Below are 23,582 nucleotides of genomic sequence, written 5' to 3'. Positions count from 1 at the left end.
GGGCGAGGCGCCGTTCAACGTCGTCGGGGCCGGGGCCCCGTTCAGCGCCGGCGGGTTGGTGGCGCCGTTCAACGTCGGCGCGTTCATGGCGCCGTTGAACGTCGTCGGGGCCGGGGCGCCGTTCGGAGGGGTGCCACCGCCGTGGTGCGGTGTGGGATCGGGGCCGACGGGAGGCATGCTGTCACCCCTGCCGCGGCGCGGCGGCCACCGCCTCCGCCGCCACCGCCCTGAACTGGCGGACCGTGTGGTTCCAGCGGTAGCGGGCGGCATGGTCGAGGGCGGCCTTGCCCATCGCCTCGCGGCGCTCCGTACTGAGGGCGAGGGTGCACCACGCGGCCGCGAACGAGGATTCGCCGCGCGCCAGCACCCCGGTCTGCCCGTCCAGCACGGAGTCCCGCAACCCGGGCACGTCGAAGGCGATCGCCGGGGTCTGCCGGGCCGCCGCCTCGGTGACCACCAGGCCCCAGCCCTCCACCGCCGAGGGGTGCAGCAGCAGCCAGGCCGCGCACAGCAGCCGGTGCTTCTCGGCCTCGCTCACATGGCCGGTGAACTCCACGCCGGGACCGGCGAGTTGCTCGAGTCGCGCCCGCTCGGGACCGTCACCGACGATCACCAGCCTGCCGCCCGTCACCGGCCGCACCCGTTCCCACAGGCGCAGCAGCAGATCGATCCGCTTGTACTCAACCAACCGCCCCATCGCCAGGAACAGCGGTTCCGGTGAGCGTTCGGCCCGCGGCCCCGGCTCCTCGACGCCGTTGTGCACGACCCGGATCCGCTCGCGCGGCACCCCGATCGCCTGCAGCGCGTGCGCCGTCGACGGCGACACGGCGACCAGCAGGTTCCCGCGCTGCGCACCGGCCAGCGCCCAGTGTTCAAGTCTTCGCCCGAGCCGCGCGGCCGGCGCCAGCGGGCCACCGAACCGCATGCCCCACAGATCTGTGTGAACGTGGTTGACCAGGCACAACGTCGGCCCTCGGTGCCACAGGGGGGCCAGGTAGGGCATGCCGTTGCACACCTCCACCAGCAGGTCGCAGTCGCCGACCTGACGGGCGAAGGCCGACCGGGCACGCAGGAAGTGCCCCAGGTCGCCGCCCGCCGACACCACGCGGTAGTCCCGGTAGGAGGCCGGACCGCCGCACAGCAGCGTGATCTGGTGGCCGAGCCGGGTCAGTCCGTCGGCGAGCCGGTCCACGAGGAGTTCGGAACCGCCTGCCGCCGGGTTGGCGAGGTCGCGATGGGCGAGGAATACGATCCGGCGCGGCTGTGGGGGACGCGCCGGACGGTGCTGCGCGGGGCTGGGGGACGCGGCTCGCAGCGAGGAAGGCACGTGCTGGGGCATGGGTGCTCCAACTCGTCTCGGGGTGCGGAACTGCCGTGGGGGGTCGGTCACGGTGCGGCACCGGAGAGGCCCGGGCCGCTGGGCGAACTATGGGGGCACGCGGCGAAACTCTGAAGGGTCGCGCAAGGCGGATCTCCCTGGGGTTTCCCGACGTGGTCGTGCGGGGCTCGCGGTGCGGAACTGTGGGGTCGCGCTGTGCGGTTCGGTGGGGTGGCGCCGTGCGGGTCCTACGGGTTGCACGGTGCTGCTCCCGTTGGGGTGTGGGGTGTGGGGGTGGTGCGGGCCCGCGGTGGGGTGCGGGGCCTTCGTGCGGTGGTGGAGTGCCGGGGTGTGGTGGGGTGTGGGTGGGCTGTGGTCGGACTGTGCTCGGGTGGAGGACGACAGTTTTCGCCGAGCGCAACGAAGCTGCTACTCACCGACGTGACAAATTCCGCGGTTTATCGAGCTGACGCCTCATCAAGTCGTGAGTGTTTGCTGGGATGTTTCGGAAGAATCGGGATGCCGGCGCCCGCGTACCACCAAAACGGCCCCAACGGCGGCCAGGACGAAGCCCGCGACCGCCGCTCCGACCGGCACGGTACGACCCACCGCCCGCAGCTGTGCGCTGTCCCGCTCCGCCTGCCGGACGGCCTCCTTCTGGGTCTCCGTGGTGAACGCGATCTTCCGGCTGTCCAGCAGTACCACCGCGTCCTTGTCGGCGCCCGGCGCGCGCAGGGTCCGGCGCGGACCGGTCTGCGCGTAGATCACCCGGCCGGTGGCCTGGTCGACGACCAGCTCGACTCCGTGGTTGGCGTACCACTCCTCGGCGAGCACCTGCGGGCGCTGCGGCTCCCCGACGATCGTGCCGGGCACCTGGCGGCTGCCGACCTTCGTCGCGGCCACCGTGCCCGTGAAGCGGTAACCCTCGTAACCCCGGACCTTCTTGACCCCGCGGTAGTTCAGTGTCACCGGCGCCCCGAGGGTGTTGTCCCACCAGCGGTAGGCGCGTTTCTGCACGTCGAACGGGAACTTCAGATACGCCTCGCCCTCGAAGTAGGGCTTCTCCTGGCAGCAGTGCACCGGCTTGTTGGTCCTGCGGTCGGAGACCCAGCGGTGCGGCTCGAAGAGGAGCGCGTCGTGCGGATCGGCCGCCGGCAGCGACTTGTCCGTGTCGACGCTGGTCACCACGTCCCAGACGGCCGCGCCACTGCGCTCGCTGTCGGCGACGTCGCCCCGGACGCGCTGGGTCACGGTGATCTTCTGATCGGTCACGGTTTTGACCTGTTCGAGATCGAAGACGCTGCCCGTGCCGGTGTAGACGGCGGTCGTGTCGATGTCGATGGGGTTCACCGCGGCCCTCGGCTCGACGTACCAGGCGAGCATCGGCGCGAGGACCAGCAGGAAGACGCCGAGACCCAGGACGACCAGGGAAATCGGTGAAGCTGTGCGGCGCATCCGGACACTCCAGGGGTTGGGCCGACAGATGGCGCGCGGCTGCCGACACGGGAGGGGGAAGGAGGGGGAACGTGCGCGTGCGGTATGGGCCGGGAACCGTAGGCGCACTCTTGACGGAGTGTCAATGCATTGCCGAAACTGGGTCAGGTCTGCCTCCGCAGCGCCGCCCGCCGGGTGGACGCCCGGCGATGGACGCCGGCGGTGGACGACGACTCCGCGGTGGCGGGACCCGGCTCGGGTGGGGCCGGTGCCGTGCGGTGGGGAGATCACGCGATCGCGCTCGCACGGAGCACCTGACCCCGGGGTGGGGACGACCTTTCGACGGAGAGGCACCCTGCGATGCCCAGACTGCCCAGACTGTATGCGGCCGCGCTGACCGTGGCGGTAGCCGCACTGCTCGCCGTGGGCGCCGCCCTCGGCATCGTCGCCCTCCTGGAGGCGACGCCGGCACAGCCGAACACACCGCTCATCACCTATGAGACCGCAGGCCGGGGACAGTGACCGTGGCCGCCGGAGCAACGGGGACCATGACCGCACGTTCGGCCTGGCACGACGTTCCGCGCCTGCAGGTGCGCCGGTTCGCGGCGCTCGCGATGGCGGAGGCGCCCGCCCTCGCGGAGGAGATCCTGCGGGAGATCCGCCGCGAGTACCCGCACCTGCCCGTCGTCCTCGACGACTCCGGTGAGCCGATGGCCCTGGTCGGCATTCGCCGTGCCATCGAGGTGTTCGTCCAACACCTGGAGGCCGCGGAGGGCCGCCCGCGCGTCCACCCGGAGGTCTTCCAGGAGTTCGGCCGCGGCGAGGGCCTGCACGGCCGCAGTCTGGACTCCCTCCAGGCCATCTACCGGCTGGGCGTACGGCTCGCCTGGCGCCGTTTCGCGGAGATCGGCCAGCGCGTGGAGATCCCGCCGCCGGCGATGTACGAGCTGGTCGACGCGGGCTACGAGTACCTGGACGGTCTCGTCGACCAGTCGGTGCGCGGCTACGCGGAGGCGGCCGCGCGGCAGGCGGGCGAACGGCTGCGGTTGCAACGCCGCCTGGTGGAGCTGTTGTTGTCGGATCACCACCGGGGTGATCCGGGGGACGCGCTGGCCGAGCGGGCGGCCCGGATCGGCTGGCCGCTGCCGGAACGGGTCGCGGTCGGGGTGCTGCTCAGGCCCGCCCGGGAGGCGATGGCACCGGCCGTCGGCCAGGGCGTGCTGCTCGACATGGAGTACGAGCAGCCGCACATGGTGGTGCCCGAGCCGGAGGCGGCGGGCCGCCCCGAGCTGCTGCACCGGGCGCTCGCCGGCTGGTCGGGTGCGATCGGCCCGCCGGTGCCGCTGGCGGACGCGGCGAAGTCGCTGCGCTGGGCAAAGGCGGCGGTCGACCTCATGGAACGCAGGCTGCTGCCCTCAGGGGAGGTCCTGCACTGCACGGAACACACGGAGGCCCTGGTCCTCCTGCAACCCGAGGAACTCATCACCGACCTGGCACTGCGCTCCCTGGCCCCGCTGGCGCACTGCGGCCCCACCCACGGCCGCCGCCTCGCGGAGACGCTCCTGGCCTGGCTGGAAACCCGCGGCGGCGCCCCCGAGGTGGCCGCACGCCTGGGCGTCCATCCCCAGACGGTCCGCTACCGGCTCCGCCAGATCCGCGAACTCTGGGGCGACGAAATAGACGATCCGGACCGCCGCTTCGAACTGGAACTGGTGTTACGGGCCCAACGCCTGCGCGGAGAACTGGGCGCCCCACGCGCCCACCGCTGACCGGCGTCGGCCCCTGCAGAGGCACCGTGTCCCCGACCACCAGGACGTCAGTGACGTTTGTGATCACCGCTGCGCTTGGTCGGTGGGGGAGCGGACGACCGCTCTCCCGCGAGCAGACGGAGGGGCGGGGGATATGCCCGGACAAAAGACGCACGTGCCGACCGCGGAAGGGATGCGGCGGTGCGCCGCGGGGTTCGTGACCCGGGTGACGGCGAGGAACCGGCTGCCGCTGGACTACTCGGTCGCGAGCCTGCGGGTCGTCGACTTCCTCGTCGACGGGCTGCGCAAGGGCGGTGCGGACCGGCAGCAGGTAGCCGGGACGCTGTTCGGGCTCGGGGCGTACGTCGGTGAGGTGCTGGTGCGCCGGGCCGGGGCGGTCTGGGTGGACTTCGACGCCGAGCAGCGGGCGTACTTCGGGCAGCCGGTCGGGGTCCGGATGCGGGACGGGCGGGTGTGGAATCCGCTGGGCAAGGTCGTGAACCGTTACGAGGCTGGGCGCGAGGAGTCGCTGCAGACCTTCTATCTGCTTCTGCACGGCCGGGCTCGGCCGCGGCAGGAGGCTTCCTGAGCCGTGCTGTGTGTCGGGCGACGCTGCTTGTGGTCGGGTGACGCTGCTTGTGGTCGGGTGACGCTGCTTGTGGTCGGGCGGCGCTGCTTGTGGTCGGGTGACGCTGCTTGTGGTCGGGTGACGCTGCTTGTGGTCGGGCGGCGCTGCTTGTGGTCGGGTGACGCTGCTTGTGGTCGGGTGACGCTGCTTGTGGTCGGGCGGCGCTGCTTGTGGTCGGGCGGCGCTGCTTGTGGTCGGGTGACGCTGCTTGTGGTCGGGCGGCGCTGCTTGTGGTCGGGTGACGCTGCTTGTGGTCGGGCGGCGCCGGTTGTTGACCGGGTGGCGTCGGCTGTTGGCCAGGTGGCGTCGGCTGTTGGGCGGGTGGCGCGAACTGTTGGCAGGGTGACGGCGCAGGTTGTGCGGGCCGGGTGCCGCGCGCAGGACCCGGCCCGAATGCGGGCCCCCGGCCGGGGTCAGCCGATCGCGATCCTGGGGTGGGCGGACGGCCTGATCCAGCCCATGATCCGGTCCATGGTCGCGCGGGGGATCGAGACACAGCCCGCCGTGGCGCCGCTTCCGTTGACGTGGAGGAAGATACCCGCGCCGCGCCCCGGTTCGGCGGGCCAGCGGTTGAAATTGATGACCAGCGCCTTGGCGTACTGGGTGGGGTAGTTGATGAGGTGTTCGCTGCCGCGGTCACCGGCCTCGGTGAGCGGGAAGTCCGCACCCGCCTCCCCGTGCATCTGGTTGTAGAACTTCGACTCGGGGTCCTGCACCCACCAGTCGTCGGCGGTGACCACGTGGTACGGCATCGCGGTGCCGCCCGCCACATGGCCGAACCCCTCCGTGATCGTGTATGTGCCACCGGGCGTGGTGTACGTGTTCTGCCGTCGCGTCGCCCCGTCCGTCACACCGTTGGAACCCACCCGGCCCGCGCTCGTGGCGAACTGCGCCTTCCAGCCCGAGGAGCCCTTCGCCCAGGCCGTCACGGTGGCGTACGAGCCGCTCGCCTTGACCGTGATCAGCTGGGTGGCGTCGCCCACCTGCACCGGTACGGGGAAGTCGGGGGCGGCGGGCGCCGGAACCGCGGCATCGCCACCGGAACCCGCACTCGTACCGGTCCCCGAGCCGGTCCCCGAGCCCGAGCCCGTCCCCGAACCGCCGCTCCCGGAACCGCCCGTACCCACGGCGGCATCCGACGCCGCGGCCGACGCGGAGGCGGAGGCCGACGCGGACGGGGACGGCGAGACGGAACGCGAAGGGCTCGCGGACGGGGAGCCGGAGGCACTGCGGGAGGCGGAGGCACCGTCACCGAAGGAGACCCCGTCGGGCGCGTGCGACGCGTCGACCGTTTCCGAGGCCGAGTCCTGACCGTCGTCCTGCCCGCCGCAGGCGGACGTGAGCGCCAGGACGCCGACGACGGCAGTGGCGAGAAGGGCCTGCCGGGAGAAGAACTGCACGCTGCGCTCCTTGCTGGGAAACGGCTACCGCGGTCCGTGCGACGGCACGACGAGACGGCCGCGCGGAGACATCCGGCAGCCACGGCATGTCTGCGGAGAGAGACCGTGCCGGGTTCTAGCCACCCGGCAGAGGCCAGGTCAAGCAGCGCGAAAAAACACCATGAAAGGGATGGTAGGCAGTGAACATCTCTTATGGGATGAAGGGCGCGTGTCCGTGGCATCCGTGCTCGCGCGCCCCATCACCCGCCCGCAACCCCACCGTTACCCGGCCATTGCCCGTCCGGGCCACTATGACTAGCCTGTGTTCGTCATGCCGATCGACTGTTGAAATCTCGAACGCAGTCACCACAGACGCAAGGGAGGGGGGCCGGTCGTGGGACGCCTAGTACCTGCCGTGACCCGGGCTCTCGACATACTGGAGCTCTTCCTGGACGGGGACGGCACGCTGTCGGCTCCCGACATCGTGCGCAAGCTGCAGCTGCCGCGCACCACCGTGCACGAACTGGTCACCACGCTCTCCGCCCGGTCGTACATCGTGCCGGTTCCGGGACAACCGGGACGTTACCGGCTCGGTGTGCGTCCGTACCAGCTCGGGAGCCGATACGCCGAGCAGCTCGACCTCGCCGCCGAGGGCCAGCAGGTCGCCCGGTCGGTCGCCGAGACCTGCGACGAGACGGTGCACGTGGCGATCCTCGAGGGCACGGACGTCATCTACATCGCCAAGGTCGACTCCACGCACGCCGTCCGCATGGTGTCCGCCGCCGGGCGCCGGCTGCCCGCGCACTGCACCTCGGTCGGCAAGATGCTCCTCGCCTCCCTGCCCGAGCACGAACTCACCGCCCGCATCCCCGACGACGCGGACCTGGTCCGCATGACGCCGAACAGCATCACCGATCCGGCCGCACTGCGCGAGGCCCTCAACGAGATCCGCCGACGCGGCGTCGCGGTGGAGAGCCGTGAGTCCAACCCGGACGTCTCCTGCGTGGCCGCCCCCGTCCACGACCGCACCGGCCGCGTGGTCGCCGCGCTCTCCATCTCCGTCCCCATGATCCGCTGGAGCGACGAGCGCCGCGTCGAGCTGGAGCAGCTCGCCGCCAAGGGCGCGGCCGAACTGTCCGAGCGTCTCGGCCACCGGAGCGTGGCATGACCGGGTACGACGTGGCGGTACGGGAGTTCGCGACGCTCGGCGAGGGCCCCACCTGGGACACCGAACGGCAACGGCTGATCTGGGTGGACATCCTCAGCTCACGGGTGCACACCTACGACCCCGCCTCCGGGCGCCGCACGGTGCTGACCACCGAGCAGCACGTGGGCGCCGCCAAGCCGCGCGCCGGGGGCGGACTCGTCCTCAACCTTCGTGACGGTGTGGGTCTGCACGGCCCCGATGGCTTCAGCTGGCTGCACCACGAGCCGGTCCCCGGCCGCCGGGCCAACGACGCGGCCGTCGCCGCCGACGGCTCCCTGTGGGCGGGCACCATGCGCTACGACGAGGCGCCCGGCGGCGGCTCGCTGTTCCGCATCACCGGCGACGGCACGGTGACGCCCGTCCTCGACGACGTGGCCGTCAGCAACGGCACCGGCTGGAGCCCCGACGGCCGGCTGCTGTACTACATCGACTCGCCGACCCGCCGGATCGACGTCTTCGACATGGTGGACGACGCTCCCGTCGGCCGGCGGCCGCTGGCCGAGATCGCCGAGGGCCACGGCTTCCCCGACGGACTGACCGTCGACGCCGACGGCTGTGTCTGGGTCGCCCTGTGGGACGGCGGAGCGGTCCGCCGCTACACCCCGGACGGCCGGCTGGACCGCGTCCTGCCCCTTCCTGTGCGCCGCCCCACCGCCTGTGCCTTCGGTGGAGCCGACCTGACGGACCTGTACATCACGACGGCTCGTGTGGGGCTGGAAGAGCCGCATCCGCTGTCCGGCTCGGTGCTCGTGGTGCCGGGCGCCGGAAAGGGACTGCCGCAGCCGGCGTTCGCGGGCTGACGTTCACGCAGCAGGGCCCGGTCCTCACCCGGGCCCTCTCTCGCCCCTGTCGAGAAAGCGCTTGCTGCACGGTTGCCCCCCCGCGTGCCGCACGCTTACCCCCGCACCCCCGCGTGCCGCACGCTTGCTCCCAGCTGGCCCAAGACCTGCCCCTGCTTGCCCTCCCGTTCGCCGAAGGCCTGCCACCCGCTGGCCCAAGACCTGCCCCCGCTGACCCAAGACCTGCCCCCGCTGACCCGAGGCCTGCCCCCGCCGGCCCAAGGCCTGCCACCCGCTTGCCCCCGCCGGCCCAAGGCCTGCCACCCGCCTGCCGCCCAGGGAAGGACCCCATGTCCCGTACCACCACCGCCCGGTTCACCCTCGACCCCGCCTTCACCGTCGGCGAGGTCAATCCCCGGCTCTTCGGCTCCTTCGTCGAGCACCTCGGCCGCTGCGTCTACACCGGGATCTTCGAGCCCGACCACCCGTCGGCCGACGAGGCCGGGCTGCGCACGGACGTGCTGGAGCTGATCCGCGAACTCGGCGTCACCGCCGTCCGCTACCCCGGCGGCAACTTCGTCTCCGGCTACAAGTGGGAGGACTCGGTCGGACCGGTCGACGAGCGCCCCCGCCGGCTCGACCTCGCCTGGCGGTCGACCGAGACCAACCGCTTCGGTCTCAGCGAGTTCATCGCGTTCCTGAGGAAGGTCGGCCCGCAGGCCGAGCCGATGATGGCCGTCAACCTGGGCACCCGAGGCGTCGCCGAGGCGCTGGAGCTGCAGGAGTACGCCAACCACCCCGCCGGGACCGCCCTTTCCGACCTCAGGGCCGCGCACGGCGACAAGGACCCCTTCGGCATCAAGCTCTGGTGCCTCGGCAACGAGATGGACGGGCCCTGGCAGACCGGGCACAAGACCGCCCAGGAGTACGGCCGCCTCGCCGCCGAGACCGCCCGGGCCATGCGCCAGATCGACCCGTCCGTCGAACTGGTCGCGTGCGGCTCCTCCAGCCAGTCCATGCCCACCTTCGCCGAGTGGGAGGCGACGGTGCTGGCGGAGACGTACGACCTCGTCGACCACGTCTCCCTGCACGCCTACTACTGGCCGACCGACGGCGACCTCGACTCCTTCCTGGCCTCCGCCGTCGACATGGAGTCCTTCATCGAGAACGTCGTCGCGACCTGCGACCACGTCGGCGCGAAGCTGAAGTCCAAGAAGAAGATCAACCTCTCCTTCGACGAGTGGAACGTCTGGTACCTCGACGAGTGGCAGCAGTCCGCGGAGTCCGACCCGCTGGACTGGCCCGAGGCGCCGCGGCTGCTGGAGGACAACTACAGCGTCATGGACGCGGTCGTCTTCGGCTCGCTGCTCATCGCGCTGCTCAGGCACGCCGACCGGGTCACCGTCGCCTGTCTCGCCCAGCTCGTCAACGTCATCGCGCCGATCATGACCGAGCCGGGCGGCCCGGCCTGGCGGCAGACGACCTTCTTCCCGTTCGCGCAGGCCTCGCAGTACGGGCGCGGCGAGGTACTCGACGTCCGCGTGGACTCACCGACGTACGAGACGAAGAAGTACGGCACGGCGGACCTGCTGCACGCCACGGCGGTGCGCGCCGAGGACGGCTCGGTGACCGTATTCGCCGTCAACCGCAGCCGGACCGACGCGCTGCCGCTGGAGGTCGCCCTGAACGGGCTGGAGCTGACGTCGGTGGTGGAGCACAGCGCTCTGGCCGACGCCGATCCCGAGGCGCGCAACACGCTCGACGACCCGGAGCGGATCGCCCCGCACCCGGTCACCGGCACGACCCTGCGGGACGGCACCCTGAGCGCGGTGCTGGAGCCGCTGTCCTGGAACGTGATCCGGCTCGGCTGACCCGAGGGGGAGGAGGGGATCCGCACCCGGCCCGGCGGGAGTCGGAGCCGGGTGCGGGCCTGTCCCTGGATGCGTGCGGTGCGTCGGCCGCGGTCTAGACGGTCCGTCAGGTGACGTCTGAGCCATCGGAAGAACCCGATGCCAAAAGTTCGTCGTGTGAAAGGGCGTTGACGTTCGAACCCTGCGAATCTACGGCTCCGACCCGAGTCGATGTCCGGAGACGGCGCCAACGCCATCCAGTACACCTGCAACGGCGGCAACAACCAGAAGTGGCGGATCGAGGACCAGGGCGACGACACCAGCAGACTGGTGAACGTCGCCACGGGCAAGGTGCTGGGCGCGGAGAACTGCTCGTCCGCCGACGGGGCCGATCTGCGTCAGTGGTCCTGGCTGAACAACAACTGCCGGCGATTCCGGTTCTTGACCACCGACGCCGGCTGGGGTGCGGATCGTCAACCAGGCCACCGGCAAGGTCGCGGACGTCGCAACTGCTCCATCGCCAACGGGGGCGACGTGCGGCAGTGGTCGTGGCTGAACAACAACTGCCGGCAGTGGCGGCTGGATCCGGCGTAGCCAGCGTCCGGCAACGCACTCGGCCGACCCGCGGCAGCAAGAGCTGTGGGTCGGCCGAGTGCGATGGGGTCTCGGGAAGAGACGTCGTGGAGGGCCCGGGCTCAGCCGGCCCGGCTGGCGCCCGCCGCGGGCCAGTTGAGCGGCTGGGGAAGCGGCTGCGGCTGCGGCTGCATCGCGGGCTGGAGCGGCGGCTGGGTCATACCACGGACCTGAGCGGCCGTCAGACCCCGTCCCAGGGACTGGCTCTGTCCGGGAGCGGGCATGCCCATCGGCTGCTGCGGCATCTGCTGCTGACCCATGCCCATGCCGCCCATGCCACCCATGCCACCCATACCGCCCATCTCCATGCCCTGACCCTGGCTGCCCATCGCCTGGGGCTGCCCGGCCATCCCCATGGCCTGGCCCTGGGTGGTCATCCCGGCCGGGGTCTGCGCGGCCATCGCCTGCATGGGCTGCTGGGCCTGCATGGCGACCGCGCCCTGGGCCAGCGCCTGGGCCTGCTGGGCGAGGCCCGGCATACCGCCCCCGTTGGTGGCGCTGACCAGGCGATCCACCGCTGCCGTACCCGAGCTGTAGGTCCCTCGGCCCAGCTCGGGCACGGCCGCGGCTTCCCTTCCCGCGGCGCTGTTCGCGTTCCCGTAGAGCACCTGCTCCAGACCGGACACCAGGCGACGCACATCCGTCTGGGGGCGCACTACGAGCCGCAGGAAGCGGCTTGACGAGCCGATCTTGTTTCCGCACTCGCGGACCAGGATCCGGTGATCGGTGAGGAGCTGGTCCCGGACCTGCGTGCCTTCGGCGCCCACCGGCAGGCGCACGAAGAGGAAGTTGCCCTGCGACGGATAGATCGTCAGCCCGGGCAGGGCGGAGAGCTGGCGGGCCATGTCGAGCCGGTCACGGCGGACCATGTGCAGGCTCTCCTGGTATTCCGCCATGTGGTTCTTCAGCATGAACACCACGTGCTCCGCCATGGCGTTGAGGTTCCACTTCGGCAGCATGGAGCGCACCCGGCCGGCCAGCGCGGGGTTGGCGACCATGTAACCGAAGCGGATGCCGTGCAGACCGAAGTTCTTGCCGAGACTGCGCAGTACGACCACGTTCGGCCTGAGGATCGCGTCCTCGACGATGCTCGCCTCTGACTCGGCGTCCGCGAACTCCAGGAACGACTCGTCGATGACGATCAGGTCGAGATCGGCGAGCGCGTCACAGAAGGCGAGGACGGTCTGCTTGGGGAGGAAGCCGCCGTCCGGGTTGTTCGGGTTGCATATCACCGCGACCCGCGTCCCCCGGGCCCGTATGAACTCCACATACGCGGCGGGGTCGAGGGCGAAGCCGCTGCCTTCGGGGAGCGGGAACATGTCGACGCGCTTGCCGGTCTCCAGCGGCTGGTCGGTCCAGCGGCCGAAGGTGGGGACGGGGATGGCGAGCGACTCACGGACCAGCAGGTGGTCGATCCAGGTGATGAGTTCGGTCGAACCGTTGCCCATCGCCACGCAGGACGGCGGCAGTCGCAGCAGGTTGCACAGCTCGGCGGTGATGGTGTCGGTGCTGCTCGGGTAGTACGTGATGATCTCTTTGAACTTGTGCGAGAGCTCGTCCATCATCCCCGCGGTGGGGAAGTACGGGTTGCAGGGGATGCAGAAGTCGACCGGCCCCACACCGTCGCTCTCGCGTGCGAGGGCGGCCATGGAGGGGCTGTGTGCCGCAGTGTTGCGGAACAGCGAGGTGACGTTTCCTGCCATGAACCCTGCCTTTGTCCGTGGGGGGCCGCGTGGGGATGCGCGGGCCGCCCTCTTATACGGAGGCAGGTGTGACGCTGTTCAACCCGTGTGAATGATGTGTGTGTTGGCAGGTGAGCGGAACCCTGGGGGCGATTTCCACGTCGGCAGGGCCGCAGAGCGGTGTCACATCCCCGGCCGGGGATCTGACACCGGCTCTCAGTGCCCGAAGCTGTGCACCGTCGTCGACCGGTAGGTCTCGCCCGGCCGCAGCACCGTGGAAGGGAACGCCGGGCGGTTGGGGGAGTCGGGGAAGTGCTGGGTCTCCAGACAGAGCCCGGCGCCTCGCCGGTAGGGGAGACCGGACGTGCCCGCCGGACCGCCGTCCAGGAAGTTGCCCGAGTAGAACTGCACGCCCGGCTCCGTCGTCGCGATCCTCATCGTGCGACCGGACCCGGGGTCACGCAGGGTCGCGAAGTGCTCCGGGTGGGCGGTGATGCCCTTGTCCAGCACGAAGTTGTGGTCGAACCCGCCCGCGACCACCAGTTGGGAGTGATCAGCGCCGATGTCCCTGCCGATCGCCTTCGCCTCCCGGAAGTCGAACGGGGTGCCCGCCACGTCGGCGAGTTCCCCGGTCGGGATCAGCCGGTCGTCGGTGGGCGTGAAACGGCTCGCGACCAGGGTGAGTTCATGCTCGTGGACCGACCCGGACGCCTCGCCGGCGAGGTTGAAGTAACTATGGTTGGTGAGGTTGACCACGGTGGCCCGGTCGCTGGTGGCCGCGTAGTCGATGCGCCAGTCGCCGTGTTCGGTGAGCGTGTACGTGACCCGCACCACGAGCGTGCCGGGAAAGCCCATCTCGCCGTCGGCGCTGGTGCGGTGCAGCCGCAGCCCGACATCGGAGCCGGACGTGAACTCCTCGACGTCCCAGAGCTGTGTGTCGAAGCCCGCGGCCCCGCCGTGCAGGGTGTTCGCGCCCTCGTTGACCGCCAGTTCGTGGGTCACGCCGTCCAGGGTGAAGCGGCCGCCCGCGATGCGGTTGCCGTAACGGCCGATGGTGGCGCCGAAGAAGGCCGAGCCGGACACATAGGACTCGATGTCGCCGTAGCCGAGCGAGACGTTCGCGTACCGGCCGTCCCGGTCCGGGATCTCCAGCGACTGGACGACACCGCCGTAGGAGAGCACCTTCAGCCGGGTGCCGCCGTTCTCCAGCGACCAGCGGTGGACCTCGGTGCCGTCGGCCAGGGTGCCGAAGACTTCTTTCACAGGTTTCCTGCCTTCCATCCCCATGACTCCTGACATGCGTACGGGGGCCCTCTCGGACCCCCGTACCACTACGGCTGACTCAATCCCGGCTCACGGCCCGGCGACGGCTCAGCTCAGGAAGTGCCCTTGCGCTTGTTCCACACGTCGAAGCCGACCGCCGCGAGGAGCACCAGGCCCTTGATGACCTGCTGCCAGTCGGTGCCGACGCCGACCAGGTTCATACCGTTGTTGAGAACACCGAGGACCAGACCACCGATGATGGCGCCGAGGACGGTGCCGACACCGCCGCTCATCGACGCGCCGCCGATGAACGACGCCGCGATGGCCTCGAGTTCGAAGTTCAGACCGGCCTTCGGGGAGGCCGCGTTGAAGCGGGCCGCGAAGACCAGACCGGCCAGCGCCGCCAGCATGCCCATGTTCAGGAAGACCAGGAAGATGACCTTCTTGTCCCGGACACCGGAGAGCTTCGCCGCGGGCAGGTTGCCGCCGATCGCGTAGACGTGACGGCCGATGACACCGTTGCGCATCAGGTAGCCGAAGCCGACCAGCAGTGCGGCCAGGATCAGCAGCACCACCGGGGCGCCCTTGTAGCTGGCGAGCAGCATGGTGAAGACCAGCACCGCGGCGCTCAGCGCGGCCAGCTTCACCGCGAACAGGCTGGCCGGCAGCACCTCCAGCGAGTACTGGGCCTGCTGCCTGCGGTCCCGCACCTCCTGCCAGATCACGGCCGCGATCAGGACGAGGCCGAGCAGCAGGGTGAGGTTGTGGTAGTTGGTGTTCGGGCCGACCTCGGGCAGGAAGCCGTTGGCGACCTTCTGCAGACCCTCGGGGAACGGGCCGATGGTCTGGCCCTCGAGGAAGACCTCGGTCAGACCGCGGAAGACGAGCATTCCGGCGAGGGTGACGATGAACGACGGCATGCCGAGATAGGCGATCAGGAACCCTTGTGCCGCTCCCGCGGCGGCGCCTATCGCCAGGCACATCAGGACCGCGAGCGGCCAGGGTATGTCGTTGTTGACCATCAGTACCGCGGCCACACCACCGACGAACGCGGTGATCGAACCGACCGACAGGTCGATGTGGCCGGCGATGATGACGATCATCATGCCGATGGCCAGGATCAGGATGTAGCTGTTCTGCAGCACCAGGTTGGAGACGTTGCGCGGCAGCAGCAGGTCACCCTGCGTCCACACCGCGAACAGGACCACGATCACGCCGAGGGCGATCAGCATGCCGTACTGGCGCATGTTGCTGCGCAGGCCGTCCACCATCAGCTTCAACAGGCCGTCGCCCGTACCCGTTCCGCTCTTGCCCGGCGGCGCGGGGGCCGGGCTCTTGGCGGTTACGTCCGTGCTCATCGTGTTACCTCTTTGTCCTTCGTCATCTGACGCATCAGCGAGTCCTGCGAGGCCTCGGCCCGCGAGAACTCACCGGTCAGCCGCCCCGCGGCCATCGTGTAGATGCGGTCACACATACCGAGCAGCTCGGGCAGCTCGGAGGAGATGAAGACGACCGCCTTGCCCTCGGCCGCCAGCTTGTCGATGACCGTGTAGATCTCGAACTTGGCACCGACGTCGATGCCGCGCGTGGGCTCGTCGAGGATCAGTACATCGGGACCCGCGAAGATCCACTTGCTGAGGACGACCTTCTGCTGGTTGCCGCCGGACAGCTTGCCCACCGGCTCGTCGACGGTCGGGGCCTTGATGTTCATCGACTTGCGGTAGCCCTCGGAGACCTTGCGCTCCTCATGGCCGTCGACCACACCGCGCTTGGCGACCTTCGGCAGGGCGCTCAGCGTGATGTTGCGGTTGATGGTGTCGATGAGGTTCAGCCCGTAGTGCTTGCGGTCCTCGGTGACGTAGGCGATGCCGTGCTTGACCGCCTCGGGGACGGTCTTGGTACGGATCTCCTTGCCGTCCTTGAGGACCGACCCGCCCGCGTACTTGCCGTAGGTGCGCCCGAAGACGCTCATCGCGAGCTCGGTGCGACCCGCGCCCATCAGCCCCGCGATGCCCACGATCTCCCCGCGCCGGACACTGATCGACACATCGTCGACGACCTTGCGCTGCTGGTCGATCGGGTGGTGCACGGTCCAGTTGCGGATCTCCAGGGCCGGCGCCGCGCCCTCCTCGGCCTGGTGCGGGGTGCGCTCCGGGAAGCGGTGGTCGAGGTCCCGGCCGATCATGCCGCTGATGATCCGGTCCTCGGTGGTCTCCGGGGCCTTCACATCGAGGGTCTCGATGGTCTGGCCGTCGCGGAGGATCGTCACCGAGTCGGCGACCTTGCGGATCTCGTTCAGCTTGTGGGAGATGATGATCGAGGTGATGCCGTGGTCCTTCAACTCCAGGATCAGGTCCAGGAGTTTGTCACTGTCCTCGTCGTTGAGGGCCGCGGTGGGCTCGTCGAGGACGAGGAGCTTCACCTTCTTCGAGAGCGCCTTGGCGATCTCGACGAGCTGCTGCTTGCCGACGCCGATGTCGGCGACCCGGGTGTTCGGATGGTCGGTCAGACCGACCCGCCGCATCAGCTCGGTGGCGTGCTTGAGCGTCTCGTTCCAGCTGATGACGCCGCGCGTCGCCTGCTCGTTGCCGAGGAAGATGTTCTCCGCGATGGAGAGGTAGGGCACCAGGGCCAGCTCCTGGTGGATGATCACGATGCCGTGCTGCTCGCTGGCCCTGATGTCCTTGAACGTGCAGACCTCTCCATCGAAGAGGATGTCTCCCTCGTACGTGCCGTGCGGGTGGACGCCGGAGAGGACCTTCATCAAGGTCGACTTACCGGCGCCGTTCTCACCGCAGATGGCATGGACCTCGCCCTGTTGGACAGTGAGCGTGACGTCCGACAGCGCTTTGACGCCGGGAAAGGTCTTGACGATCGAGCGCATTTCCAGGACGGGTCCCGCCATGGTCGTGCCTTCCAATCCTTGTGATTCGACGGTTCGCTACTACTTCAGGTCGCTTTCCTTGTAGTAGCCGCCGTCGATCAGCACCTGCTTGTAGTTGGCCTTGTCGACGCTCACCGGCTCCAGCAGGTAGGCGGGCACGACCTTCTTGCCGTTGTCGTACGTCTTGGTGTCGTTGGTCTCCGGCTTCTTCTTGTTGAGCGCCGCGTCGACCATGCTCGAGGCCACCTTGGCGAGCTCACGGGTGTCCTTGTAGACGGTCATCGACTGCTCGCCGGCGAGGATCGACTTCACCGAGGCGACCTCGGCGTCCTGGCCCGAGACGACCGGCAGCGGCTTGTCCTTGGAGCCGTAGCCGTCGGACTTCAGCGCCGAGAGGATGCCGATGGAGATGCCGTCGTACGGCGAGAGCACCGCGTCGACACGGTCCTTCTTGTACGCCGACGTCAGGATCTCTTCCATGCGGTTCTGGGCCTTGGCACCGTCCCAGCGCAGCGTGGTGACCTGGGTGAGCTCGGTCTGGCCGGACTTGACGACGAGCTGCTTCTTGTCGATGTACGGCTGCAGGACCTTCATCGCGCCACCGAAGAAGTAACGCGTGTTGTTGTCGTCGTTGGAGCCGGCGAACAGCTCGATGTTGAACGGACCCTTCTTGGAGCCGTCCTTCAGGCCGAGCTTCTCCACGATGTAGCCGCCCTGAAGCTCGCCGACCTTCTCGTTGTCGAACGAGGCGTAGTAGTCGACGTTCTCGGTGCCGAGGATGAGGCGGTCGTAGGAGATGACCGGGATCTTGGCCTCGGCGGCCTGCTGGAGCACGTTGTTCATCGACTTGTTGTCGATGGCCGCGATGATCAGGCCCTTCACGCCCTGGGTGATCAGGTTCTCGATCTGACCGACCTGCTGGTCCGGGTCGTCCTCGCCGTACACCAGCTTGGTCTTGTAGCCCTTGGACTCCAGGTCCGCGACCACGTTCTTGCCGTCGGCGATCCAGCGCTCGGAGGACTTGGTCGGCATCGAGATGCCGATCGTGGCGCCCTTGGTGCTCCCGCCATCATCCTTGCTGCCGCCCTCGCTGCTCTGGCCGCATGCGGTGAGGGTCAGGGCGAGGGAGGCGGCACCGGCTATGGCGGTGAGGGCCGTTCTACGGTTGCGCATGATCATCATCCTTGATGGTGGGGCGTTGCCCGAGCTGCCGAGGGAGACGCTCACGTGGGCGAGACGTGTGTTCAAGACCTGAAGAGGTCGTGTGGGATTGTGCGCGCCTCTGTGGTCTTTTGTGAAGGGGGTTTATCCGAAGCGTTATCAGGGAATGTCGAATCGCCTGAGCGTGCCAGGCAGTCGGGAACCCAGCGGCGCCATTTCGCCATCCGCCCCGTGTCGCGCGAGCAGGTCGATGGCGAGCCGACCGCGCCGCACTCGCTCCTTCGCGGTAGCCAGCGTCACATCCCGCATATGAGCCCCATAAGGGTAGATACCGGGCGCCTTTGACAGGCCGAACTTCAGATACAGCGGGGCGCCGCGCCGGATCAGCTCGGCGACCTCGTACATCCGTACATAGCCTCCGAGATCGTCGGGAGCTTCAATGTACATGTCCATCGGCGCGGCACTGACCCGGCGGATCTCCGTGAGGTGATCCATGGTCAAGTCGCTCGGAACATTGACCGAATCCGCTCCGAGGTGCTCGTAAACGGCGTACGAGGCCGGGTTGACCGGACCGATCAGCGCGGAGACCTTCAGCGTGGTGTCGGCCGGGATGATGCCCTGCACCCGGGCCCGGTGCAGCGTCCACAGCACGCCCTCGTCGGCCACCAGCAGACACTTGACGCCCAACTCGGTCGCCCGGACGGCGTCTTCGACACAGCCGGCCACCGCGTCATGGCCCCGCGCACGCAGCCCGGCCCCCCGCGAGTCGGTGCGTACGGAGGCGCCGGTGTCCCAGGTGCCGCGCGGGCCGGTGAACAGGCACAGTTCGATGTCCCGTTCGGCGGTGGCCTCGACCATCTCGGTGATCTCGGCGTCGGTGAGCATCCACACGCCGCTGCCCTGGCTGATCCGGTGGATCGGCACGTCGAGGCGCGAGGCCTCCTTCAGGACCACGGCCAGCGCCTCCGGCCCCTCGCACGAGGGCACCTCGGTGCGCCAGCGGCCGCCGCCGGGGAAGGTGTGCGGGGAGGCGTCGGCGGGGGAGGGTTCGGGTGCGCCCAGACCGAGCGCGGTGAGCGCGGGCTCACCGGGCTGGCGCGGGCCCGTGGGTGACGGAGCGGTCACAGGAGCAGTCCTTCTCGTTCGGCTTCGTTCGGCATGTCGGACATGGTTCGTGCTGGATGGTGTACGCCGGTACGGGGTGTCAGGGGTCCCGTACCGGCGTACTGCTTTTTTGGGGGGAGGAGGACATTGCTTAGGGGGCTTGCGGGTCTTGCGGGCCGTGCGCTCTCACGGGCGGAGCAGAACCTTTCCGACCTTCGGGTCGCCGGATCCCACGAGCTCGATGGCGTGCGCGAACTGCGCGAGCGGCAGTTCGTGCGTCACCAGCGGCAGCGGGGTCAGCAGACCCGCTCCGAACACACGTACTGTATGCGCCCAGGCGTCCGGCGGTGCACCGAACACGGTGTGCACCTCCAGCTGCCGCACCACGAGGTCGGTGGGGTCGAGCCCCTCGGCTCCGGGTGCCGGAATGCCGGTGAGGACCAGCCGTCCGCCGCGCCGCAGCAGGGCGGCGGCCTGGCGCGCGGCCGAGGCCGAGCCGGCCGTCTCGATCACCACGTCGAAGTCGCCGGGGATCTCCTGGTCCCGGGTGCGGAACGCGGTGGCACCGAAGTCCAGCGACATCCGCTCGCGGTCCGGGCGGGTGCCCACCACCAGCAGCTCGGCGGGGGAGCCCGCCGCGAGGAACTGGACCGCGAACATGCCGAGCGTGCCGGTGCCGACCACCGCGACCCGCTCACCGGGCCGTGCGTTCGCCTTCAGCGCCGCCGCCGCGATGCAGGCGGCGGGCTCCAGCAGGGCCGCGGCGGTCAGGTCCGCGTCGTCCGGCAGGACGTGCAGCAGCCGGGCCGGCAGGGTGAGGGTGGTCGCCATGGCGCCGGGCTGGGTGAAACCGGTCTCCTCGTACCCGTCCGTGCACAGCGTCGTCTCACCCGCGTGACACCGGTCACACACCTGGCAGTTGCGGAAGCCCTCGCCGACGACCTTGCGGCCCACCAGTGAGGCGGGCACTCCCGCGCCGACCGCCTGCACCGTGCCGGACCACTCGTGGCCCGGCGTGAGCGGGTAACGGACGTACCCTTCCGGCCGGTTGCCCTGGTAGACCTCGCGGTCGCTGCCGCAGATGCCCACGGCGTGGACCCGGACGAGCGCCTCGCCCGCCGCGGGGTCCCGGGGCTCGTGGTCGGTGAGCCGGTGCTCGCCCGGCGCCTCGACGACGACCGCGGTGCTCACTTGGTGCCCTTCGGCTTGCGCTGCTCCCAGCCGTCGGCCCACAGGTCGAAGCGGGCCTGCTGCTGCGGGAACTCGGCCGCCGCGTCGGTGTCCAGCTCCACGCCGAGGCCGGGGGCGTCGGAGAGGTGGAAGTAGCCGTCGACGACCTGCGGCGCGCCCTTGATCACCTTCTTGATCTCCGCGTCCGCGAAGTCGTTGAAGTGCTCCAGGATCTTGAAGTTCGGGGAGGTGAAGCCGACCTGGAGGGAGGCGGCGGTGAGCACGGGGCCGCCCACGTTGTGCGGCGCCACGAGCATGTAGTGGGTCTCGGCGGTGGCGGCCAGCTTCCGCGTCTCCCAGATGCCTCCGATGTGGCCGACATCGGGCTGGATGATGTCGACGGCCTGGCTCTCGAAGAGCTCGCGGAACTCGATGCGGTCGTGGATGCGCTCACCGGTGGCGACCGGGATGTCCACCTTCGCGGCCACCTTCTCCAGCGCCTTCAGGTTCTCCGGCGGGACCGGCTCCTCCAGCCAGGCGGGCTTGAAGGGGGCCAGCTCCTTGGCGAGTCGTACGGCGGTCGACGGCGAGAACCGGCCATGCATCTCCAGCATCAGCTCGGAGTCCGGTCCGATGGCGTCCCGGACGGCCTCGATGAGGGAGACCGCGTACAGGCTTTGTTCGTGGTCGAGTTCGAAGTGTCCCGTTCCGAACGGATCGATCTTCAAAGCCTTGTAACCACGGGCCATCACTTCCTGGGCGGCCTTGTGGTACGCCTCCGGCGTGCGCTCGGTGGTGTACCACCCGTTCGCGTAGGCCTTGACCTTGTCCGTGACCTTGCCGCCGAGCAGCTGCCAGACGGGCACCCCGAGGGCCTTGCCCTTGATGTCCCAGCAGGCCATCTCGATCACCGCGATGCCGGACATCACGATCTCGCCGGCGCGGCCGTAGTCGCCGTACTTCATGCGGCGAACGAGATCCTCGACAGCGAATGGATCGGAGCCCAGAATGTGGTTGGCCTCTGCCTCTCTCAGGTAACCGAGGAGCGCGTCGGTGTGGCCCAGCATGCGGGTCTCGCCGACACCTGTGATGCCCTCGTCGGTGTGCACCTGCACGTAGGTCAGGTTGCGCCATGGTGTCCCGACCACGTGCGTGCTGATTCCCGTGATGCGCACGGCAGTTGCCCCTTGTGCTCGTCGATGCTGTTCGAAATTTCGTCACACGTTCGAAATGCTGGGCAGACACTAAGGAGGCGGCGGCGGGGGTGTCAATGGGTTGAACGCACGCAGGTTCCCCGGACGTGGGGTGATCGCGCGCGCGGGCGCGCCCGGAACCCGCTCCGGGACCCGGGTGGGACTCGACTCGGGCACGGGTGGATCGCGTGGGGAGCCGGTGCGGGGCGCGTGCGGTTCTCGCCTCAAGAGCCTTGCGGGACAAGGCCTGGAGGGGTGTCGTGCGACCGCGGAGTGGCGAATCGTCAGGTTCCCTACACAACATTCACAGCGCCGACTAGGAACCCCACCTGTGAGGAATCTAATCTTCCGGCTTCATGGACTACTGCCACCCGTGTGCCCGACATCTCAACGGCGCCCTCGCCTGCCCGGGGTGCGGCACACCGGTCGACGCCGTTCGCGCCTACGCCGAGGAGGTCGCCGCGCGTGAGGCCGCGAGCAAGGAGAACGCCGCCCGGACGGCCTCGGCCACGGACGGCGGGGCACCCGGAGACGGGCGGCGGGCGCGCCGGCGGGCGCCGGAGACGGCGCGGGGCGGGCGGGCCGAGCGGCGCGACCGGCGGGCCGCGGTGCACCGGCGGCGGCGTCGGGCCGTGCTGCTGATCGGCGCGGGCGTGGTACTGGCCGCGGGCGGGCTGGGGCTGGTGGAGCTGGGCGGCGAGGCACCCGGGGACGAGTCGAGGAACGCGGCGGCGGCGGACGAGGGCGCGTCGGCCACCGCGGACGGCGGAGCCCGCGCGGGTGTGCCCGAGCCCGGTTCGAGCGCGGTCCCGGGTGGTGTCTCCGGCGACTCCTCCGGATCCCCGTCGGCCTCGACGCCGACGAAGACCGCGTCACCGACGAAGGAGCCGTCGAAACGCCCGTCGACGACGGCCCCCGCGGCACCGCCCCCCGCCCGGACGGTGCGCCCGTCCTCCGCACCACCGAAGCCGAAGCCCACCCCGACCTCGAACGATCCCTCCACCGCCCCAGTCCCGACCCCCGATCCCACGCAGACCTGCAAGCGCTTCCTGTGGTGGTGCACCTGACGGCGGCGGCCGGGCGTCGGGGCGGCCGGCCGATGGCCGAACGAAGTGCACACTGGCCGGGCGTCGGTGGCCGGCCGAAGTGCCCACTGGCCGGCTGACGCTCGGTCAGGGCACCTGTGACCGAGCGCCGGGCTTGGGGCCGGTGGGCCGGAGCTCCTTCTCCAGCAGCGTGAAGGACTTCGGCGCCCCGCCCGGCTGCGGCTTTCCCTCCTTGCGGCCCACAACGCGGTAACCGGCGTCCCGGTAGTAGTCGTTGAGGCGCGCGTTGCCTGCCAGGCAGTCCAGGCGCACCCTTGTCCGTCCCGCCGCGGCCACTCGGCGTTCCGCGGCCCTCAGCAACAGCCGGCCCGTACCGCGCGCGGCGGTGCCCCGGTCAATCATGAGTCGGTGCACGTACCCGGCCACGGGCGGCTGTGTACCCCAGGCGGCCTCGTCCTCCCACCACAGCTCCCACGCCCCGGTGACGCGCCCGTCGGCCTGTGCGAGCCAGACCTCGCCATGCGCCATGATCCGGCGGAAGTGGTCCTCGTCCAGCTCCCCGGGCCGCCACTGCCCGGTGATACCGCGGGCCAGCATCCAGCGGGCCGCGTCGTCGCGGAGGCGGACGAGGGTGGCCAGATCGGCCTCGGTTGCCGGGCGGACACGTAGATCATTCACGCGGGGATCCTCGCAGGCCTGTCGATGGCGGTCCGTCGGATCCGTGCCGCTCCCGCCCGGTGACCGGCACGGGTGTACGTGCCCATGTGCTCCCTGGGGCCCCATCGGGCAACGTGCGCCCCGTCGCGACGCCGGGGGCGCCGGCTTGCGATCGCACGCACCACGCCCCGCTCCCTGATCCGGATCACAACCCCAGACCGGCCCTGGGCCCTGTCGTCACATTCCCGTCTGCCGCGCGACGCCATGCACGCTCCCCCAAGCTCTCCGAGCAGGGGGACCTCCACTCGCCGCACCGGGCGAAACCCAAGTACATCCAGTACGAGGACTTCCGCCCGGCACTTCCCCAGCCTCCGGCCGGGAGTACCCCCAGAGCACGCTCCCTCAAGCTCTCGACTTCTCCCCCACTCTCGGCTGCGCTCGAGCGG

General features: G+C 69.9%; 19 protein-coding genes and 1 pseudogene. 8 read left to right on the top strand and 12 right to left on the bottom strand.

Annotation, left to right across the window (positions count from 1 at the left end; translation table 11 throughout):
- Positions 1-181: 181 nt before the first annotated feature.
- Positions 182-1,339 (bottom strand): glycosyltransferase family 4 protein, encoded by a 1,158-nt coding sequence (locus tag EF387_RS39225; RefSeq protein WP_128381391.1) that lies wholly within the window; start codon positions 1,337-1,339, stop codon positions 182-184.
- 456 nt (positions 1,340-1,795) lie between these two features.
- Complete coding sequence (gene pgfA / locus EF387_RS39215) at positions 1,796-2,773, bottom strand: cell envelope lipid trafficking protein PgfA (RefSeq protein WP_128381390.1); 978 nt, start codon at positions 2,771-2,773, stop codon at positions 1,796-1,798.
- Between the two features lie 339 nt (positions 2,774-3,112).
- Between pgfA and EF387_RS46880 the strand changes: the two genes are divergently transcribed.
- The 3 genes from EF387_RS46880 to EF387_RS39205 all read left to right on the top strand — a co-directional run bounded on the left by EF387_RS46880 (position 3,113) and on the right by EF387_RS39205 (position 5,089).
- Positions 3,113-3,274, top strand: a complete 162-nt coding sequence (locus tag EF387_RS46880; RefSeq protein WP_155589813.1) for a hypothetical protein — start codon at positions 3,113-3,115, stop codon at positions 3,272-3,274.
- A gap of 26 nt (positions 3,275-3,300) precedes the next feature.
- A complete protein-coding gene (locus tag EF387_RS39210) occupies positions 3,301-4,521 on the top strand; it encodes a PucR family transcriptional regulator (protein WP_202918510.1) in 1,221 nt (406 codons plus the stop codon).
- Between the two features lie 172 nt (positions 4,522-4,693).
- On the top strand, positions 4,694-5,089 hold the full coding sequence (locus tag EF387_RS39205; RefSeq protein ID WP_128381433.1) for a hypothetical protein: 396 nt from the start codon (positions 4,694-4,696) through the stop codon (positions 5,087-5,089).
- 452 nt (positions 5,090-5,541) lie between these two features.
- Here the strand turns inward: EF387_RS39205 and EF387_RS39200 are convergent, their stop codons facing one another.
- Positions 5,542-6,528, bottom strand: coding sequence for a L,D-transpeptidase family protein (locus tag EF387_RS39200; protein WP_128381388.1), 987 nt, complete (start codon positions 6,526-6,528; stop codon positions 5,542-5,544).
- 373 nt (positions 6,529-6,901) lie between these two features.
- On the opposite strand from EF387_RS39200, the gene EF387_RS39195 reads away from it, so the two are divergent.
- The 4 genes and pseudogenes from EF387_RS39195 to EF387_RS39180 form a co-directional block, all read left to right on the top strand.
- Positions 6,902-7,675 carry an IclR family transcriptional regulator gene (locus EF387_RS39195; RefSeq protein ID WP_128381387.1) on the top strand — a complete coding sequence of 258 codons (774 nt, stop codon included), beginning with the start codon at positions 6,902-6,904 and terminating at the stop codon, positions 7,673-7,675.
- Entirely contained in the window at positions 7,672-8,514 is an 843-nt protein-coding gene (locus EF387_RS39190) for an SMP-30/gluconolactonase/LRE family protein (protein WP_128381386.1), read from the top strand. Before EF387_RS39195 ends, EF387_RS39190 begins: the two co-directional genes overlap by 4 nt.
- Positions 8,515-8,843: 329 nt before the next feature.
- A complete protein-coding gene (gene arfA, locus EF387_RS39185) occupies positions 8,844-10,364 on the top strand; it encodes an arabinosylfuranosidase ArfA (RefSeq protein WP_128381385.1) in 1,521 nt (506 codons plus the stop codon).
- 213 nt (positions 10,365-10,577) lie between these two features.
- A pseudogene (locus EF387_RS39180) lies at positions 10,578-10,937 on the top strand (RICIN domain-containing protein); the annotation flags it as partial.
- A 101-nt stretch (positions 10,938-11,038) separates the two neighbouring features.
- Here the strand turns inward: EF387_RS39180 and EF387_RS39175 are convergent.
- The 8 genes from EF387_RS39175 to EF387_RS39140 form a co-directional block, all read right to left on the bottom strand.
- Positions 11,039-12,679 (bottom strand): pyridoxal phosphate-dependent aminotransferase, encoded by a 1,641-nt coding sequence (locus tag EF387_RS39175; protein ID WP_128381384.1) that lies wholly within the window; start codon positions 12,677-12,679, stop codon positions 11,039-11,041.
- A 195-nt stretch (positions 12,680-12,874) separates the two neighbouring features.
- Positions 12,875-13,957, bottom strand: a complete 1,083-nt coding sequence (locus tag EF387_RS39170; protein WP_128381383.1) for an aldose epimerase family protein — start codon at positions 13,955-13,957, stop codon at positions 12,875-12,877.
- 77 nt (positions 13,958-14,034) lie between these two features.
- Positions 14,035-15,279: a multiple monosaccharide ABC transporter permease gene (gene mmsB, locus EF387_RS39165; RefSeq protein WP_128381382.1), complete on the bottom strand. Its 1,245-nt coding sequence runs from the start codon at positions 15,277-15,279 to the stop codon at positions 14,035-14,037.
- Positions 15,276-16,826: a multiple monosaccharide ABC transporter ATP-binding protein gene (gene mmsA / locus EF387_RS39160; protein WP_128381381.1), complete on the bottom strand. Its 1,551-nt coding sequence runs from the start codon at positions 16,824-16,826 to the stop codon at positions 15,276-15,278. Before mmsA ends, mmsB begins: the two co-directional genes overlap by 4 nt.
- Positions 16,827-16,865: 39 nt before the next feature.
- Positions 16,866-17,978, bottom strand: a complete 1,113-nt coding sequence (gene chvE / locus EF387_RS39155) for a multiple monosaccharide ABC transporter substrate-binding protein (protein ID WP_420802676.1) — start codon at positions 17,976-17,978, stop codon at positions 16,866-16,868.
- A 147-nt stretch (positions 17,979-18,125) separates the two neighbouring features.
- Positions 18,126-19,091: a hypothetical protein gene (locus tag EF387_RS39150; protein WP_128381380.1), complete on the bottom strand. Its 966-nt coding sequence runs from the start codon at positions 19,089-19,091 to the stop codon at positions 18,126-18,128.
- 165 nt (positions 19,092-19,256) lie between these two features.
- Positions 19,257-20,261 (bottom strand): zinc-dependent alcohol dehydrogenase, encoded by a 1,005-nt coding sequence (locus EF387_RS39145; RefSeq protein WP_128381379.1) that lies wholly within the window; start codon positions 20,259-20,261, stop codon positions 19,257-19,259.
- Positions 20,258-21,415, bottom strand: coding sequence for a mandelate racemase/muconate lactonizing enzyme family protein (locus EF387_RS39140; protein ID WP_128381378.1), 1,158 nt, complete (start codon positions 21,413-21,415; stop codon positions 20,258-20,260). The genes EF387_RS39145 and EF387_RS39140 overlap by 4 nt, the downstream gene beginning before the upstream one ends.
- Before the next feature lie 374 nt (positions 21,416-21,789).
- Between EF387_RS39140 and EF387_RS46875 the strand changes: the two genes are divergently transcribed.
- Positions 21,790-22,500 (top strand): SCO2400 family protein, encoded by a 711-nt coding sequence (locus tag EF387_RS46875; RefSeq protein WP_155589812.1) that lies wholly within the window; start codon positions 21,790-21,792, stop codon positions 22,498-22,500.
- Between the two features lie 105 nt (positions 22,501-22,605).
- Here the strand turns inward: EF387_RS46875 and EF387_RS39125 are convergent, their stop codons facing one another.
- Complete coding sequence (locus tag EF387_RS39125; RefSeq protein WP_128381066.1) at positions 22,606-23,157, bottom strand: GNAT family N-acetyltransferase; 552 nt, start codon at positions 23,155-23,157, stop codon at positions 22,606-22,608.
- Positions 23,158-23,582: the final 425 nt, after the last annotated feature.

The organism is Streptomyces cavernae (genome assembly GCF_004023625.1).
Classification (GTDB): Bacteria; Actinomycetota; Actinomycetes; order Streptomycetales; family Streptomycetaceae; genus Streptomyces; species Streptomyces cavernae.
The sequence above is the reverse complement of the archived record's forward strand: the minus strand, read 5'-3'. Positions and strand labels throughout refer to the sequence as shown.

What these genes read in the sequence shown, in the direction of transcription:
- EF387_RS39225 (WP_128381391.1), bottom strand. Translation starts at nt 1,339, where the DNA reads ATGCCCCAGCACGTGCCTTCCTCGCTGCGAGCCGCGTCCCCCAGCCCC.
- pgfA (WP_128381390.1), bottom strand. Translation starts at nt 2,773, where the DNA reads ATGCGCCGCACAGCTTCACCGATTTCCCTGGTCGTCCTGGGTCTCGGC.
- EF387_RS46880 (WP_155589813.1), top strand. Translation starts at nt 3,113, where the DNA reads ATGCCCAGACTGCCCAGACTGTATGCGGCCGCGCTGACCGTGGCGGTA.
- EF387_RS39210 (WP_202918510.1), top strand. Translation starts at nt 3,301, where the DNA reads ATGACCGCACGTTCGGCCTGGCACGACGTTCCGCGCCTGCAGGTGCGC.
- EF387_RS39205 (WP_128381433.1), top strand. Translation starts at nt 4,694, where the DNA reads ATGCGGCGGTGCGCCGCGGGGTTCGTGACCCGGGTGACGGCGAGGAAC.
- EF387_RS39190 (WP_128381386.1), top strand. Translation starts at nt 7,672, where the DNA reads ATGACCGGGTACGACGTGGCGGTACGGGAGTTCGCGACGCTCGGCGAG.
- arfA (WP_128381385.1), top strand. Translation starts at nt 8,844, where the DNA reads ATGTCCCGTACCACCACCGCCCGGTTCACCCTCGACCCCGCCTTCACC.
- EF387_RS39175 (WP_128381384.1), bottom strand. Translation starts at nt 12,679, where the DNA reads ATGGCAGGAAACGTCACCTCGCTGTTCCGCAACACTGCGGCACACAGC.
- EF387_RS39170 (WP_128381383.1), bottom strand. Translation starts at nt 13,957, where the DNA reads ATGTCAGGAGTCATGGGGATGGAAGGCAGGAAACCTGTGAAAGAAGTC.
- mmsB (WP_128381382.1), bottom strand. Translation starts at nt 15,279, where the DNA reads ATGAGCACGGACGTAACCGCCAAGAGCCCGGCCCCCGCGCCGCCGGGC.
- mmsA (WP_128381381.1), bottom strand. Translation starts at nt 16,826, where the DNA reads ATGGCGGGACCCGTCCTGGAAATGCGCTCGATCGTCAAGACCTTTCCC.
- chvE (WP_420802676.1), bottom strand. Translation starts at nt 17,978, where the DNA reads ATGCGCAACCGTAGAACGGCCCTCACCGCCATAGCCGGTGCCGCCTCC.
- EF387_RS46875 (WP_155589812.1), top strand. Translation starts at nt 21,790, where the DNA reads ATGGACTACTGCCACCCGTGTGCCCGACATCTCAACGGCGCCCTCGCC.